This window comes from Pantoea sp. WEP (assembly GCF_041678305.1).
Lineage (GTDB): Bacteria > Pseudomonadota > Gammaproteobacteria > Enterobacterales > Enterobacteriaceae > Pantoea > Pantoea dispersa.
Window position 1 is genome coordinate 320,310 of record NZ_JBGNXB010000001.1, and the last position, 15,295, is coordinate 335,604.

Annotated in this window: 11 protein-coding genes and 1 pseudogene; 6 read left to right on the plus strand and 6 right to left on the minus strand. The window is 60.3% G+C overall.

The window, feature by feature from the left end:
* Positions 1-7 precede the first annotated feature (7 nt).
* Positions 8-2,066: pseudogene (gene malQ, locus ABVR31_RS01415) on the plus strand (4-alpha-glucanotransferase).
* Between the two features lie 36 nt (positions 2,067-2,102).
* Here malQ and nfuA read toward each other — a convergent pair.
* Positions 2,103-2,678, minus strand: a complete 576-nt coding sequence (gene nfuA, locus ABVR31_RS01420) for a Fe-S biogenesis protein NfuA (RefSeq protein WP_021507402.1) — start codon at positions 2,676-2,678, stop codon at positions 2,103-2,105.
* Positions 2,679-2,736: 58 nt separating this feature from the next.
* A complete protein-coding gene (gene gntX / locus ABVR31_RS01425) occupies positions 2,737-3,414 on the minus strand; it encodes a DNA utilization protein GntX (RefSeq protein WP_059011196.1) in 678 nt (225 codons plus the stop codon).
* 35 nt (positions 3,415-3,449) lie between these two features.
* On the opposite strand from gntX, the gene bioH reads away from it, so the two are divergent.
* Complete coding sequence (gene bioH, locus ABVR31_RS01430) at positions 3,450-4,223, plus strand: pimeloyl-ACP methyl ester esterase BioH (protein WP_262256883.1); 774 nt, start codon at positions 3,450-3,452, stop codon at positions 4,221-4,223.
* Here bioH and ABVR31_RS01435 read toward each other — a convergent pair.
* Positions 4,204-5,892: an alpha-amylase family glycosyl hydrolase gene (locus tag ABVR31_RS01435; RefSeq protein ID WP_372771718.1), complete on the minus strand. Its 1,689-nt coding sequence runs from the start codon at positions 5,890-5,892 to the stop codon at positions 4,204-4,206. The two genes, bioH and ABVR31_RS01435, sit on opposite strands and share 20 nt — an antisense overlap.
* Before the next feature lie 96 nt (positions 5,893-5,988).
* Complete coding sequence (locus ABVR31_RS01440; RefSeq protein WP_125309889.1) at positions 5,989-8,319, minus strand: Tex family protein; 2,331 nt, start codon at positions 8,317-8,319, stop codon at positions 5,989-5,991.
* Positions 8,320-8,555: 236 nt separating this feature from the next.
* Between ABVR31_RS01440 and ABVR31_RS01445 the strand changes: the two genes are divergently transcribed.
* Together ABVR31_RS01445 and greB are read left to right on the plus strand one after the other, a co-directional pair.
* A complete protein-coding gene (locus ABVR31_RS01445) occupies positions 8,556-9,818 on the plus strand; it encodes a hypothetical protein (protein WP_215800575.1) in 1,263 nt (420 codons plus the stop codon).
* Between the two features lie 53 nt (positions 9,819-9,871).
* On the plus strand, positions 9,872-10,378 hold the full coding sequence (greB, locus tag ABVR31_RS01450; RefSeq protein ID WP_058780186.1) for a transcription elongation factor GreB: 507 nt from the start codon (positions 9,872-9,874) through the stop codon (positions 10,376-10,378).
* A gap of 103 nt (positions 10,379-10,481) precedes the next feature.
* Here the strand turns inward: greB and yjbE are convergent, their stop codons facing one another.
* Complete coding sequence (gene yjbE / locus ABVR31_RS01455; protein ID WP_021507409.1) at positions 10,482-10,724, minus strand: exopolysaccharide production protein YjbE; 243 nt, start codon at positions 10,722-10,724, stop codon at positions 10,482-10,484.
* A gap of 510 nt (positions 10,725-11,234) precedes the next feature.
* Here yjbE and ompR point away from each other — a divergent pair.
* Both ompR and envZ read left to right on the plus strand, forming a co-directional pair.
* Positions 11,235-11,954, plus strand: coding sequence for a two-component system response regulator OmpR (gene ompR, locus ABVR31_RS01460; protein WP_001157751.1), 720 nt, complete (start codon positions 11,235-11,237; stop codon positions 11,952-11,954).
* Positions 11,951-13,309: a two-component system sensor histidine kinase EnvZ gene (envZ, locus tag ABVR31_RS01465; protein ID WP_031279686.1), complete on the plus strand. Its 1,359-nt coding sequence runs from the start codon at positions 11,951-11,953 to the stop codon at positions 13,307-13,309. The genes ompR and envZ overlap by 4 nt, the downstream gene beginning before the upstream one ends.
* Positions 13,310-13,442: 133 nt before the next feature.
* On the opposite strand, the gene pckA is transcribed toward envZ, so the two are convergent.
* Positions 13,443-15,062, minus strand: coding sequence for a phosphoenolpyruvate carboxykinase (ATP) (gene pckA, locus ABVR31_RS01470; RefSeq protein ID WP_021507411.1), 1,620 nt, complete (start codon positions 15,060-15,062; stop codon positions 13,443-13,445).
* Positions 15,063-15,295: the final 233 nt, after the last annotated feature.

A 15,295-nucleotide genomic window follows, 5' to 3' on the forward strand; every position in this document is an offset into this window, starting at 1 on the left:
AGACAACATGGCCATGAAGAAACTGGATCAGGCTGCACGGGATGCCGGTATCGCACTGAGTTTTATCAACAATAAAGGTGAGTCACAGACCATCAGCGACGACACCAAACGCGCGCTGCTGGCGCTGATGGACGCCCCGACGGGCAACGCGCCACCGCTGCCGTCGGTGCTGGTGTTCACGCCGCCCGGGCAGCCTGAACTGACGCCGCAGGGCAGCGACGACTACCGCTGGCAGCTGGTGAGCGAGCAGGGGCAGCACTACGACGGCACGCTGAGCGCGGGAGAAAGCCTGGCGCTGCCGGCAGAATCTGCCCGAGGGCTACCATCAGCTCACGCTGAGCACTTCACGCCAGCAGTGGCAGACGCGCATTATCATCGCACCGGCGCGCTGTTATCTGCCGCCAGCGCTGGCGCAGGGGGAGAAGCGCTGGGGCGCGCTGGTGCAGCTCTACACGCTGCGCTCGGCGCGTAACTGGGGCATCGGCGACTTTGGCGATCTGATGCAGATGCTGGAGCAGGTCGCCGCTCACGGCGGCGATTTCATCGGTCTCAACCCGCTGCATGCGCTCTATCCGGCGCAGCCGGAGCACGTCAGCCCGTACAGCCCGAGTTCGCGCCGCTGGCTCAACGTGCTGTACATCGACATCAATCAAATCGACGAATTCACCCACAGTGACGCCGCCCAGCGCTGGTGGCACAGCGCGCCAACGCGCAAAGCGCTAAAACAGGCGCGCAGCGCAGCGTTTGTCGATTATCGCGCGGTGACGACGCTCAAGCTGACTGCGCTGCGTTTTGTCTGGCAGCACGCACAGCCGCAGCTGACCCGGCAGCCGGCGTTTCAGCAGTTTCTGGCTGAAGGCGGCGATGCGCTGCGCTATCAGGCGGCGTTTGACGCCATCGTAGCGGCGCGCAGCCAGCAGCATCCCGATGAGTGGGGCTGGGAAAAGTGGCCGTCAGGCTGGCAGCAGGCGCAGCAGCCGGAGGTGCAGCAGTGGTGCGCGCAGCATGAGGACGACATCCTGTTCTGGAGCTGGCTGCAGTGGCTGGCGCAGCAGCAGTTTGCCGCCTGCTGGCAGCGTAGCCAGCAGCTGGGGATGGCGGTCGGTTTATATCGCGATTTGGCGGTTGGCGTGGCACAGCACAGCGCGGAAACCTGGCAGGATCCGCAGCTGTATAAGCTGGGCGCATCGGTGGGGGCACCGCCGGATCCGCTTGGCCCGCTCGGGCAGAACTGGGCGCTGCCGCCGCTCGATCCACATGTGCTGCGCGCGCGGGGCTATCAGCCGTTTATCGATCTGCTGCGCGCCAATATGCGCGATTGCGGGGCGCTGCGCATCGATCACGTTATGGCGCTACTGCGTTTGTGGTGGATTCCCTATGGCGAAGGTGCCGACAAAGGCGCGTATGTTGCCTATCCGGTGCACGACCTGCTGGCGATCCTTGCGCTGGAGAGTCAGCGCCAGCGATGTATGGTGATCGGTGAAGATCTCGGTACCGTACCGCAGGAGATCGTCAGCCTGCTGCGCGACCGCGGCATTTTTTCGTGGAAGGTGCTGATGTTCGAATGCGGGGAGGAGGGGCAGTTCCGGCCACCGGCAGCCTATCCGCGCCAGTCGATTGCCAGTGCCAGTACCCATGATTTACCGACGCTGAGCGGATTCTGGCATGCCGCCGATCTGCAATTGCGCAATCAGCTGGGATTGTTCGCCAGACGCAGCATGCTGAACGCGGCCATCGCCGAACGCGATGGGCAGAGAAAAGCGCTGCTGAAGGCGATGAGCGAGGCGCAGGCGATTGACGCACGCAGCAAAAACAGTGCGGGTCAGCGGCTGACGCCCGCGCTGAATCAGGGCGTGCACCGCTTTCTGGCATTTACCGACAGCGCCCTGCTGGGGCTGCAGCCGGAGGACTGGCTGGGAATGGAGACGCCGGTCAACGTGCCGGGCACGGTAGCCGAATACCCCAACTGGCGGCGCAAACTGCGCGTACCATTGGAGAAGTTGTTTAGTTACCGGAAAGTGCAGCGGCTGCTGGCGATCGTCAATGAAGGGCGTAAGAAGCAGTAAAACACGCGGCAGCCGGGGTGGCTGCCGCATCTTCTATCAGTAGTAGGAGTGCTCGCCGCGCTGATGCTCGGTGAGATCGCGCACGCCTTTCAGTTCCGGGAAGGCGGCCAGCAGCTCTTTCTCGATGCCGTCTTTCAGCGTCACGTCAATCATCGAGCAACCGTTACAGCCGCCGCCGAACTGCAGAATGGCATAGCCCTCGTCGGTGATCTCCATCAGCGAGACGCGCCCGCCGTGGCTGGCCAGCTGCGGGTTGATCTGCGCCTGCAGCAGATACTCCACGCGCTCAACCATCGGTGCATCGTCCGACACTTTACGCATCTTGGCGTTCGGCGCTTTCAGCGTCAGCTGTGAACCGAGGTTATCAGTCACGAAGTCGATCTCCGCATCTTCGAGGTACGGCGCGCTCAGCTCATCGACATACGCAGACAGCTTGTCGAACTTCAGTTCGGTATCGGTGGCTTCGACCGCGTCCGGCGGGCAGTAGGAGACGCCGCACTCGGCGGTTGGCGTACCCGGGTTAATAACGAATACGCGAATCTGGGTGCCATCTTCCTGTTTTGACAGCAGTTTTGCGAAGTGCTCTTGCGCAGTATCAGTAATACGGATCATGGCGATTGCTCAATAGTTGACTAAAATACCTGGTTATAATACGCCCAACGCCGACGCTCTACAAGGTACGGCACAGGCATCCTATGTGTACGCTGGCCGCGCCCTGCGCCAGTAATAAGCGGCTGATTTCCCCCACCGTGCTGCCGGTGGTCACCACATCATCGATAAGCAGGATGTGGCGTCCGCGCACCGCCATTTCAAGGCGAAACGCGCCACGCAGGTTGCTTTTCCGGGCGCGGGCGCTGAGCGCATGCTGCACCGCACCGTGACGCACCCGGCGCAGCCCTTCGCGGTATTCACAGCCGAGCCAGCGCGCCAGCGGTTTAGCCAGCAGCGCGGCCTGATTATAACCGCGCTGCCACGCGCGGCGGCGATGCAGCGGCACGCTCAGCACCAAATCGATACGCGGCAACGGCTGCTGGCGGCGCTTTGTTAATAATTTTAACAAAAGCAGCCGCGCCAGCATCACCCTGAGTGCGGTTGCGCGCGAGAATTTGAGCTGCTGCACCCATTCGCTCAGCGGCGGCACATAATCACTCACGCAAGTGAGAGCGTGCCACGGCGGCGGCCGGCGCAGACAGCGTCCGCACGGCTGATCGCCGCTGGCCGGCAGTCCGCAGCAGGGACAGAGCGCCGGCAGTGCCGGTAGCTGACGCAGGCATACGCTGCACAGGCCGTGCCGGGCGATACGCAGCGGCAGACGGCATAGCCAACACAGGGCCGGGATTGCTAGCATAGCGACCTCCTTTTCACTTTTCGGGAGTGTAACCGATGAGTTCGCTTTACTGGCACACCACAGGCACAGGCGATCGCGATCTTGTGCTGCTGCACGGCTGGGGATTGAACGCCGAAGTGTGGCAACACATTGTTCCGCGACTCAGCCCGCATTTTCGTCTGCACCTGGTGGACCTGCCGGGATTTGGCCGCAGCCAGGGATTTGGGCCGCTGAGCCTGGCGCAGATGGCGCAGCAGCTATTACCGCAGTTGCCAGCGCGCGCCGTGCTGCTCGGCTGGTCGCTGGGCGGCTTAGTGGCCAGCCAGCTGGCGCTGAGCCAGTCCGATCGCGTGGCGGCATTGATTAGCGTGGCGTCGTCGCCGTGCTTTACCGCCCGGGATGAATGGCCGGGCATCCAGCCTGAGACGCTGGCGACGTTCCAGCAGCAATTGAGCAGCGATTTCCAGCGCACCGTGGAGCGTTTTCTCGCGCTGCAAACTATGGGGACGGAAAATGCGCGTCAGGATGCGCGCCAGCTGAAAGAGGTAGTGCTGTCGCAGCCGATGCCGTCGGTAGCGGTACTGGAAGGGGGATTGAACATTCTGCGCCACGATGATTTGCGCAGCGCACTGGATGGGCTGACGCTGCCGTTCCTGCGTATCTATGGCGCGCTGGATGGCCTGGTGCCGCGCCGCATTGCGCCGCAGCTGGATGCGCGCTGGCCGCATTCGCAGTCGGTTGTCATCGCGAAGGCCGCGCACGCGCCGTTTATTTCGCACCCGGAGGCGTTCTGCCAGCAGGTGCAGCAGTTCATCCACGCAGCCACATAAACTGCCAGGCGGCCAGCACCAGCGGCTGGCTGCCATCCACGCGCTGCCCGCTGATCACATCCTGAAAAGGGCGCGCCTGCGGCAGCGTGGTGCTGATTTCGCGGCTGCTGAGATTGAACACGCACAGTAACCCTTCGTCGCTGTCCGCCGCGTGACGGCGCAGCAGCAGCACCGCGTTGTCGCTCTCCAGTAGCGTCATCCGATTGTCCGGATGGAACGCCGGCTGCCGGGTGCGCAGCTGAATCAGCGCGCTAAGCCGCTCAAACACCTGCTGACGCAGCGGGTTGCCGCCGCTGATTTGCTGTTCGATATCGCGCAGGCTGTACTTCTCACGGTTGATGGCGCGGTTGTGTCCGGCAGCGCGCACGCCCTCGTTGTCATTGCGCGAGCCGAGAATACTTTGAATATAGATGGCGGGCACGCCGGGAAAGGCCAGCAGAATCGCGTGCGCCAGCAGGAAGCGACGCAGGCGCGTGTCGTCATCGTCGGTCTGGTGATTGAGCGCATCCAGATACGTTACGTTGATTTCATACGGGCTGGTGCTGCCGTCCGGGTTGTTTTTATAGGACACCAGCGCGCCCTCCAGCGCCAGTTCACGCACCAGCGCCACAATCTCCACTTCCGACAAAATGCCGCGTGCCGGATTGAGGCCAATGCCGTCGTGCGAGGCGAGAAAATTAAAGAAGGTGGTGCCGCCATTCCCGGGCTCAAGCGTGCTGGCCCACTGGCGCAGCGCGCGCGCCGAGCCGGAGTGAATGGCGTGCAGCACCAGCGGCGGCAGCGAAAACTGGTAGACCATCTGCGCTTCGTCGTGGCCGTTGCCGAAATAGCTGATGTTATCCTGATGCGGCACGTTGGTTTCGGTCACGATCACCGTACCTGGCGCGACTTCGTTGGCGATGGCGCGAAACAGCTTCACCAGCTGATGGGTTTTGGTCAGATGGATACAGCGTGTGCCCGGCGTTTTCCACATGTAGCCCACCGCGTCCAGCCGCACGTAATCCGCGCCTTTGTTGAGATAATCCAGCAGCACGCCCACCATGCGGATCAGCACCTGCGGATTGGCGAAGTTGAGATCGATTTGGTCGGCGCTGAAGGTGGTCCAGATAAAGCGCGTGTCGCCGTTAGCGAGGGTAAACGGCGTCAGCAGCGGTGAGGTGCGCGGGCGCGTCACGGCACTGAGATCGGTGGCAGGCGGCATGCTGATAAAGAAGTCGTCCCAGCCGGCATCCTGCGCCAGAAAGTGGCGAAACCACGCGCTGTGCGCCGACATGTGGTTACAGACGAAATCGAACATCAGCCGGGTTTCGCTGTGCAGCGCCGTAATGTGCTGCCAGTCACCGCAGATCGGGTTCACTTTGTGGTAATCGATAACCGAGAAGCCATCGTCGGACGAGTAGGGGAAAAATGGCAGCAGATGCACCAGGCTGAAGGTGGACTGCAGATGCTGCTGATAAAAGCGCGTAAAGCTGGCGAGCGTGGGCTGCTCGGGTTCGCGGAACTGGTCGGCGTAACTGATCAGCACCACGTCTTTTTCATCCCAGTGCGCTTTACGCGGCAGCTTTACCGTGTCGCGCGCCGCGCGGATGTGCGAAAGCAGGCGCTCGCGCGCCGCGACGGGGAAGCTACCTTCATAAATCTCATCGAGCAGGAAGTTGATAATGTCCATCGGATCGCCGGATTACGCGGAAGGCCATTTTTTCACACGGTTTTTTCAGCGTAGTCCGCCAGGACAATTTATCAACCTCCTGTACTCGTGCGCTGCTTAGCGTTTCTTCCCAAACGCGGCCGCCAGCGCATCGCCCATCGCACTGTTACCGACGCTGGCGCTGGCAGGTTTGCCGCGGCCTTTGGCACCGGCGGCTGGCCGCGCGGCCTCTTTGCCTGCGCCACGGTTGCCGCCGCTGCGCGCGTTGCTCTCACCCGGCTGCTCATCCAGACGCATGGTCAGCGCGATACGCTTACGCTGCAGATCGACTTCCATCACCTTCACTTTGACGATATCGCCGGCTTTCACCACCTGATGCGGATCGTCTACGAATTTGTCCGACAGCGAAGAGATGTGCACCAGGCCGTCCTGATGCACGCCGATATCGACAAACGCGCCGAAGTTGGTCACGTTGGTCACCGCACCTTCCAGCACCATGCCCGGCAGCAGGTCGTTGAGCGTCTCCACGCCTTCGGCAAACTGCGCGGTTTTGAACTCCGGACGCGGATCGCGGCCCGGTTTCTCCAGCTCTTTGATGATATCGGTGACGGTCGGCAGCCCGAAACGCTCATCGGTGAAGTCGCGCGCATTCAGGTCGCGCAGGCTACCCGGATTGCCCATCAGTTCATTCAGCGCCTGTTCCGTAGCGGCGAGAATGCGCTCCACCAGCGGATAGGCTTCCGGATGCACCGTTGAGGCATCCAGCGGATTATCGCCGTGGTTGATGCGCAGGAAGCCGGCGCACTGTTCAAAGGCTTTCGGCCCAAGGCGGCTCACCTTCAGCAACTGCTGGCGGTTCTGGAAACGGCCGTTTTCGTCACGCCAGCTGACAATGTTCTGCGCCATCATGCGCGTCAGGCCGGCGACGCGCGTCAGCAGCGCCACCGAAGCGGTATTCAGATCGACGCCCACGGCGTTCACACAATCTTCCACCACCGCATCGAGTTTTTTCGCCAGCTGGCTCTGGCTGACATCGTGCTGATACTGGCCAACGCCAATCGATTTCGGGTCAATTTTGACCAGCTCTGCCAGCGGATCCTGCAGACGACGGGCGATAGACACCGCACCGCGCAGCGAAACGTCGAGATCGGGGAACTCCTGCGCCGCCAGTTCGGAAGCGGAATAGACCGATGCTCCGGCCTCACTGACAATCACTTTTTGCGCTTTGATTTGCGGGAACTGCTTCTGTACGTCGAGGAAGAAACGCTCGGTTTCACGTGAAGCGGTGCCGTTGCCGATCGCCACCAGTTCAACCTGATGTTTCGCGCACAGTGCCGCCACCGAGGTCGCGGCTTTGGCCGCCTGGCCGGTATGCGGATAGATGGTATCGGTCGCGACCAGCTTGCCGGTGGCATCGACCACCGCCACTTTGACCCCGGTGCGCAGGCCAGGATCGAGGCCCATGGTGGCGCGCATGCCGGCCGGGGCCGCCATCAGCAGATCGTGCAGATTACGGGCAAACACGTTGATCGCTTCGTCTTCCGCCCGTTCGCGGATGGTGCCCATCAGTTCGGTTTCGAGGTGCAGCAGGACCTTGATGCGCCAGGTCCAGCTGACCACGGCTTTGCGCCAGCTGTCGGCCGGTGCGTTGTTCAGGCGCAGACCAAGGTGGTCGGCGATCAGCGTTTCACCGTAGCTTTCGCGCGGCGCTTCATCAAACTGCGGATCGGCGTTGAGCGACAGCTGTAAAATGCCTTCGTTACGGCCACGGAACATGGCCAGCGCGCGGTGCGACGGCACGCTGCTCAGCGCTTCGTGATGATCGAAGTAGTCGCGGAATTTAGCGCCTTCTTCCTCTTTGCCTTCCACCACGCGCGCAACCAGATGGGCGTTCTTCCACAGGTAATCACGCACTTTCGCCAGCAGCGTGGCGTCTTCGGCGAAGCGCTCCATCAGGATATAGCGTGCGCCATCCAGCGCGGCACGCACATCGGCGACGCCTTTGTCCGCGTCGACATAACGCGCTGCCAGCTGCTCGGGGTCCTGAGACGCATCGTTCCACAGCGTCTCAGCCAGCGGTTCCAGCCCGGCTTCGATAGCGATCTGCCCGCGCGTGCGGCGCTTCTGCTTATAAGGCAGATAGAGATCTTCCAGCTCGGTTTTGTTCAGCGTGCCGTTGATGGCAGTGGCTAATTCCGGTGTCAGTTTGCCCTGGTCATCAATGGATTTCAGAATCGACTGGCGGCGTTCCTCCAGCTCACGCAGATAGCCGAGACGGCTCTCCAGCGTACGCAGCTGGGTATCATCCAGCCCGCCGGTCACTTCCTTACGGTAACGTGCGATAAACGGCACTGTGTTCCCTTCATCCAGCAAGCGAATGGCGGCGTCAACCTGGTCGGCGCGTGCCTTCAGCTCACCTGCGATAATCTGGCTCAGCGAATCTTTCATCATCAGTAACGGTCTTGCTTACACAGGGTTAGAAATAGGGGACAGTTATACGGACTGAGGCCGCAAATTGCCAGCCGCTGACCGGTGAATCCGTCTTTTTCTGAATGCAGCGCGCAACTCAGAGAAACTTAGCCACCTATGTGTTAAACCCCAGCGCAATGGCGTGCCGGTTGCTGCCAGGCTCGCCCCGCCTCTGCCCTATAATCCGCGGCAAACCACGGAAGGAGGGTGAAGCAATGATCAAATTACTGCTGCTGCTGGCCGGACGCGAGCTGCTGGTGCGTTATCGTCTGCTGATTTATGGCCTGGCGCTGTGCGGCGTGCTGCTGGCCGGCATGATCGTGGCGGACGTGCTGGTCGATGGGCATATCAATCTGTCGCTACAGGTGCTGGCGCTCTTACTGTCGCTGTCGCTGCTGTTTAACCTGCTGAGCGGCGAGGTGTCGCTGCAGCGCTGGCTCAATCTGCTGTTTTCCCTGATTTTTGTCGGCACGCTGCTGGCCGGCGCGCTGTGGCACGGGGACGAAAGGCAGCTGAAGAAACTGCTGCTGACGGTGATGGAAATCTGCCTGTTGTTTAACGGCCTGTTTCGCTGCCTGAGCGCGGCGCTGATTCAGCGTCAGCGCTGGGTGCGACATTTTATGCTGGGCTGCGGCGAGATGGTGCTGAGCGTGGTGCTGTTTTTCAATGACAACCTGCATACCTGCGTGTTGCTGGGCAGCTGGCTGGTACTGTTGCTGCTGTCGTTCAGCCTGACGGTATGGCGCGTCTGGCGCCAGTGGCAGCGCCTGCCGGCGGGTCAGTCCGTTACGCTGCTGCCGTGGTTTTGTCGCGGCCATCGTCATATCGCGCGGCTCCGGCCGTGGCAGCAGGCCCGCTTTCCGCCGGACGCTGCGGCATTTCCTCTCTGTGTCCACGTCTGGCAGGCGCAGTCTGAAGCCAGTCAACAGCCGAAGCGCTATGTGATTGACCGTTACATCGGCGTGATTAACGGTGAAGGGCACTTTTGTACCGGCCACGCGGCACTGAGCTTTGGCGAGCGCGGCTACATCAGCCTTTATCCGCAGCAGGAGATCGATCCGCAACCGCACGAGCTGCCGCGTCTGCTGCTGGCCGGACAGATTAACGATCGCCCCGGCCGGTTTCTCCCCTCGCTGGCGGCAGAGATTGCCGACTGGCGCAGCCCGGATTTAACCTTCAGTTTTCAGCACTACAACGGGCAGGCGCTCGCCAGCTACTGGCAGGCCAACCGTGGTGACAGCCTGTATAATCTGACGGCAAAAAACTGTTCGACCACCGTGGTGGATGCGCTGGACGTGGCGTTTGAAGGCTATTACGGCCAGCGGCTGCAGCAGGTGTTTGCGCTGCTGTTGCAGCCGGCATTCTGGGGCGCCTGCGTGCTGCGCGAACGGGCAGAAATCATGACCTGGACGCCCGGCCTGGTCGCCGATTATGTGCGCCTGATGAAAAAGACGCTGGGTGCCTGTCCGGGCAGGTAAGGCTTTGTGATAGCCTCTGTGCAGTGAACAGGGCTGTAACCACGAGTGAAGCGATGAAAACCCAACTGATTACCCGCGAAGGCTATAACAAGCTGCGTGCTGAGCACGACCATCTGTGGAATGAGAAGCGGCCGGAAATCACCCGCATTGTCTCCTGGGCCGCCAGCCTGGGCGATCGCTCTGAAAACGCCGATTACACCTATAACAAGCGCCTGCTGCGCCAGATTGATCGCCGCGTGCGCTATCTGCGTAAATGCCTCGCCGAGCTGAAAATTGTTGATTATGCGCCGCAGCAGGAGGGCAAAGTGTTCTTCGGTGCCTGGGTGGAAGTAGAGAATGAGCAGGGCGACGTGAAGCGTTTTCGCATCGTCGGACCGGACGAGATCTATGGCGATACGGTGAAAGATTACATCTCCATCGACTCGCCGATGGCGCGCGCGCTGATCAAAAAAGAGGTGGATGACGAGGTGACGGTAAACACGCCGGAAGGACAGAAGGTGTGGTTTGTGAACCGCATTGAGTACGTCACGGAAAGTGAGGAAAAAAGAGGCGGAGAGTAATGGCCTGGTGAAACAAGCCGGGGCGCAACTTATTCTCCGCTGGCGAAAGGGCTGGCAGTATAAGAGGGGGGAAGCGCCGCAGCCTTGCCGCGCCAGATAAGCGTTATTTGCCCGGCGTGGTCGCCGTGGTCGTTGAGGTACTGCTGCCGCCGTGATCGCCGCCGCCCATGGTGGCCAGCGCGACGCCGAGCAGGGCACCCACCGCACCGATGCCGATAGCATCGGAATTACCTTTGGCCGTGGTCGACGCCTGAGCGCCGGCGGCTTCGCCCGCTGGCGTAGCGGCCTGAACCTGTGTGAGGCTGGTGAGTACCAGAGCGCTCAGCAGAACAACGGTTTTTTTCATCTTTCTTCTCCACATGAACTCAGTAAGCAGGTACCGATGCAGTGTCGGAGATCATTTGCGCAGAGGAAAGGGGAGTTTACTGACTGATTTAAATCACTTTATTTAACGCTGGCCTTATTTTGCGCGCGCACTGGCACTGTTCCGAGCGCGGATACGCAGTCAGCGGCGAAAACGCGATATTTTATGCTGCTGAGCGTGGCCGCTGGCTTATCCTGCAGGCGAAACTTAAGCCAAATGGCGCGCCCCGCCTGACGGCGGAAGCGGGACGGCCTGGCTGGACCACTCGCCGGCAGAAAACGCCGCTGATTTTCAGACAAGCGCTAAACGGCGTCAAAATCAGTCAGAAAAGCGCGAGCGGAGCCGCAGTTCGCGGTTAAAATTAAAGATAAGCTGCTGTTTAATATGCTTTGTAACAATTTCGGCTAGAATATAAACCATTAATGACTGTCACAGACAGGCATCTTTTTTACACAATATCGGCTCAGGCAATGGCGCCTTTGGGAGTTGAACATGCAAGAGAACTACAAAATTCTGGTCGTCGATGATGATATGCGTCTGCGCGCACTGCTCGAACGCTATCTCACCGAACAGGGCTTTCAGGTGCGCAGCGTCGCCAACGCCGAACAGATGGATCGTCTGCTGACCCGCGAATCATTCCATTTAATGGTGCTCGATTTAATGCTGCCGGGCGAAGATGGCCTGTCAATTTGCCGTCGTCTGCGTAGCCAGAGTAACCCGATGCCGATCATTATGGTCACCGCGAAAGGTGAAGAGGTCGATCGTATCGTGGGGCTGGAAATCGGCGCCGATGACTACATTCCAAAACCGTTCAACCCGCGTGAGCTGCTGGCGCGAATTCGTGCTGTGCTGCGTCGTCAGGCCAATGAGCTGCCGGGCGCGCCGTCGCAGGAAGAAGCGGTCATCGCCTTCGGTAAGTTCAAACTGAACCTCGGCACGCGTGAAATGTTCCGTGAAGATGAGCCGATGCCGCTGACCAGCGGAGAGTTCGCCGTGCTGAAAGCGCTGGTGAGCCATCCGCGTGAGCCGCTGTCGCGCGATAAGCTGATGAACCTGGCGCGCGGGCGTGAGTACAGTGCGATGGAGCGTTCTATCGACGTGCAGATCTCTCGTCTGCGCCGCATGGTCGAAGAAGATCCGGCGCATCCGCGCTACATCCAGACCGTCTGGGGCCTTGGCTACGTGTTCGTTCCGGACGGCAGTAAAGCATGAGGCGATTGCGCTTCTCACCCCGCAGTTCGTTTGCCCGCACCCTGTTGTTGATCGTTACCTTGCTGTTCGTCAGCCTGGTAACGACCTACCTGGTGGTGCTCAATTTCGCCATTCTTCCCAGCCTGCAGCAGTTCAACAAAGTCCTCGCCTACGAAGTGCGTATGCTGATGACCGATCGGCTGCAGCTGGAGGATGGTACGCAGCTGGAAGTGCCGCCGGCCTTCCGGCGCGAAATTTATCGTGAGCTGGGCATCTCGTTGTACACCAACGCGGCGGCGGAAGAGAGCGGGCTGCGCTGGGCGCAGCATTATGAATTCCTCAGTGAACAGATGGCGCAGCAGCTGGGCGGGCCGACCGACGTGCGGGTTGAGGTTAACAAAAACTCGCCGGTGGTCTGGCTGAAAACCTGGCTGTCGCCGGATATCTGGGTGCGCGTACCGCTGACCGAAATCCATCAGGGCGACTTCTCGCCGCTGTTCCGCTATACCCTGGCGATTATGCTGCTGGCGATTGGCGGCGCCTGGCTGTTTATCCGTATACAAAACCGACCCTTAGTCGATCTTGAACACGCTGCGTTGCAGGTGGGGAAAGGCATTATTCCGCCACCGCTGCGCGAATACGGTGCTTCGGAAGTGCGTTCGGTGACGCGTGCTTTCAACCAGATGGCGGCGGGCGTGAAGCAACTGGCCGATGACCGTACGCTGCTGATGGCCGGCGTCAGCCATGATCTACGCACGCCTCTGACGCGCATCCGTCTCGCCACCGAGATGATGGGCGAGGAAGATGGCTACCTGGCCGAGTCGATCAACAAAGACATCGAAGAGTGTAACGCCATCATCGAGCAGTTCATCGATTACCTGCGCACCGGGCAGGAGATGCAAACCGAGCGCGCCGATCTGAATAGCGTGCTGGGCGAAGTGGTGGCGGCGGAGAGCGGCTACGAGCGCGAGATTGAGAATGCGGTGATGGACGCGGAGCTGATGCTGGATATTAATCCGCTGTCGATTAAACGCGCGGTAGCGAATCTGGTAGTTAACGCGGCGCGCTACGGGAACGGCTGGATCAAGGTCAGCAGCGGTCAGGAATTGAATCGCGCGTGGTTCCAGGTGGAGGATGATGGTCCGGGTATTAAGCCGGATCAGTTACAGCATCTGTTCCAGCCGTTTGTGCGTGGCGATAGCGCGCGCAGCACTAGCGGCACCGGTCTGGGCCTGGCGATTGTGCAGCGTATTATCGATGCGCATGACGGATCGCTGGAGATTGGCGACAGTGAACGCGGCGGATTACGTATCCGTGCGTGGTTACCGATTCCGGAAAACAGCGCCACGACGGCAGTTAGCAGTAACGTTAGTTAAATTTCCGCACCAACCGTCGCGGCGCAATCTATTGCGCATCCATCAGCGATATTGCCGCTGCAGGCATGCGCGATAAATCGCGCCGCGACGAAATGTGCCTTAGCTAAGCCGCCGTTGTGGCGGCTGGGCTACTTCACAGCTGCGGGCCGGCCTGCACCAGCGCTTTGCCGGCATCGTTGTCGGTGTACTTCTCGAAATTGGTGATAAAGCGCTGCGCCAGCGCTTCGGCAGCCTGCTGCCAGGCGGCGGCGTCAGGCCAGCTGCGGCGCGGATCGAGAATGGCATCGTCTACCTGTGCCAGCGTGGTTGGCACCTGCAGATTAAACACCGGCAGCGTCACGGTCTCCGCTTCATCCAGCTCACCGGCCAGAATCGCGTTGATGATAGCGCGCGTGTCTTTCAGCGAAATGCGCTTGCCGCTGCCGTTCCAGCCGGTATTCACCAGATAGGCCTGCGCGCCGGACGCCTGCATACGTTTCACCAGCACATCCGAGTACTGCGTTGGATGCAGCGTCAGGAACGCCGCGCCAAAACAGGCGGAGAAGGTTGGGGTGGGCTGCGTCACACCGCGCTCGGTGCCGGCCAGCTTGGCGGTAAAGCCGGACAGGAAGTGGTACTGGGTTTGCTCTGGCGTCAGACGCGAAACCGGTGGCAGTACGCCAAAGGCATCGGCGGTCAGGAAGATGACCTTCTTCGCGTGGCCCGCTTTCGACACCGGCTGCACGATGTTTTCGATGTGCTCGATCGGGTAAGACACGCGGGTGTTTTCCGTCTTGCTGGCGTCGGCGTAATCGACCGTGCCGTCGGCGCGCACCACCACGTTCTCCAGCAGCGCATCGCGGCGAATCGCGCGGTAAATCTCCGGCTCGGCCTGCTCTGACAGATTGATGGTTTTGGCGTAGCAGCCGCCTTCGAAGTTAAAGACGCCGTCGTCGTCCCAGCCGTGCTCATCATCGCCGATCAGCTGACGATCCGGATCGGTAGAGAGCGTGGTTTTACCGGTACCGGACAGGCCAAAGAACACCGCCACGTCGCCCGCTTTGCCGACGTTGGCCGAGCAGTGCATTGAGGCGATACCCTTCAGCGGCAGCAGATAGTTCATGATGGCGAACAGGCCTTTTTTCATCTCGCCGCCGTACCAGGTACCGCCGATCAGCTGCATGCGTTCGGTCAGGTTAAAGGCGACAAAATTCTCGGAATGTAGTCCCTGCGCCTGCCAGTCCGGATTGGTGCACTGCGCTGCGTTCATCACCACGAAATCCGGCGTAAACTCAGCCAGTTCGGCCTCAGTCGGACGGATAAACATGTTTTTGACGAAATGCGCCTGCCACGCCACTTCCATCACGAAACGCACGCTGAGGCGGGTGTCCGGGTTGGCGCCGCAGAAGGCGTCAATCACAAACAGACGCTTGCCGGAAAGCTGTTGCGTGCAGCGATCTTTGAGCGCCTGCCAGGTTTCCTGTGACAGCGGCTGGTTGTCGTTCTTGCCGTTGCCAACATCGTTCCACCACAGCGTGTCACGCGTGGTGTCATCCCGCACGATGTATTTATCTTTCGGCGAACGTCCGGTGAAGATGCCGGTATCCACGGCAATGGCACCGCTCTGCGTCAGGGTGCCGCGCGCGTAACCTTCCAGCTCCGGGCGGGTTTCTTCCTGAAATAACGTGGCGTAATCAGGGTTGTACACCACCTCGGTGGTGCCGCTAATTCCGAGCGTTTCGAGGTCTTGCGATGTCAGGCCGTTAACGCGCATGTGACTGCTCCTTAAATCGGTACTTCATGGCATTTTTTATGAGGGTTTCTGCGTCCTGCTGCGCATAGCCGCACAGGGCAGATCGCGCGCAGTGTACACGTCTGAGCGAGGTGGAAAAGTGAAGAGAGTTAAAAATGCGAGCTGGAACGTGACAAGTAGAGAAATCTGCCACTTATGAAACTAAAGTTAGCGTAAATTAGTTAATTTCCGTGAAAAATCATAGCGCTACGCCG

Excerpts from the sequence above, each read along its gene's own strand:
- ABVR31_RS01445 (WP_215800575.1), top strand. The coding sequence starts at position 8,556 with ATGATCAAATTACTGCTGCTGCTGGCCGGACGCGAGCTGCTGGTGCGT.
- bioH (WP_262256883.1), top strand. The coding sequence starts at position 3,450 with ATGAGTTCGCTTTACTGGCACACCACAGGCACAGGCGATCGCGATCTT.
- envZ (WP_031279686.1), top strand. The coding sequence starts at position 11,951 with ATGAGGCGATTGCGCTTCTCACCCCGCAGTTCGTTTGCCCGCACCCTG.
- ompR (WP_001157751.1), top strand. The coding sequence starts at position 11,235 with ATGCAAGAGAACTACAAAATTCTGGTCGTCGATGATGATATGCGTCTG.
- greB (WP_058780186.1), top strand. The coding sequence starts at position 9,872 with ATGAAAACCCAACTGATTACCCGCGAAGGCTATAACAAGCTGCGTGCT.
- ABVR31_RS01435 (WP_372771718.1), bottom strand. The coding sequence starts at position 5,892 with ATGGACATTATCAACTTCCTGCTCGATGAGATTTATGAAGGTAGCTTC.
- yjbE (WP_021507409.1), bottom strand. The coding sequence starts at position 10,724 with ATGAAAAAAACCGTTGTTCTGCTGAGCGCTCTGGTACTCACCAGCCTC.
- pckA (WP_021507411.1), bottom strand. The coding sequence starts at position 15,062 with ATGCGCGTTAACGGCCTGACATCGCAAGACCTCGAAACGCTCGGAATT.
- nfuA (WP_021507402.1), bottom strand. The coding sequence starts at position 2,678 with ATGATCCGTATTACTGATACTGCGCAAGAGCACTTCGCAAAACTGCTG.
- ABVR31_RS01440 (WP_125309889.1), bottom strand. The coding sequence starts at position 8,319 with ATGAAAGATTCGCTGAGCCAGATTATCGCAGGTGAGCTGAAGGCACGC.
- gntX (WP_059011196.1), bottom strand. The coding sequence starts at position 3,414 with ATGCTAGCAATCCCGGCCCTGTGTTGGCTATGCCGTCTGCCGCTGCGT.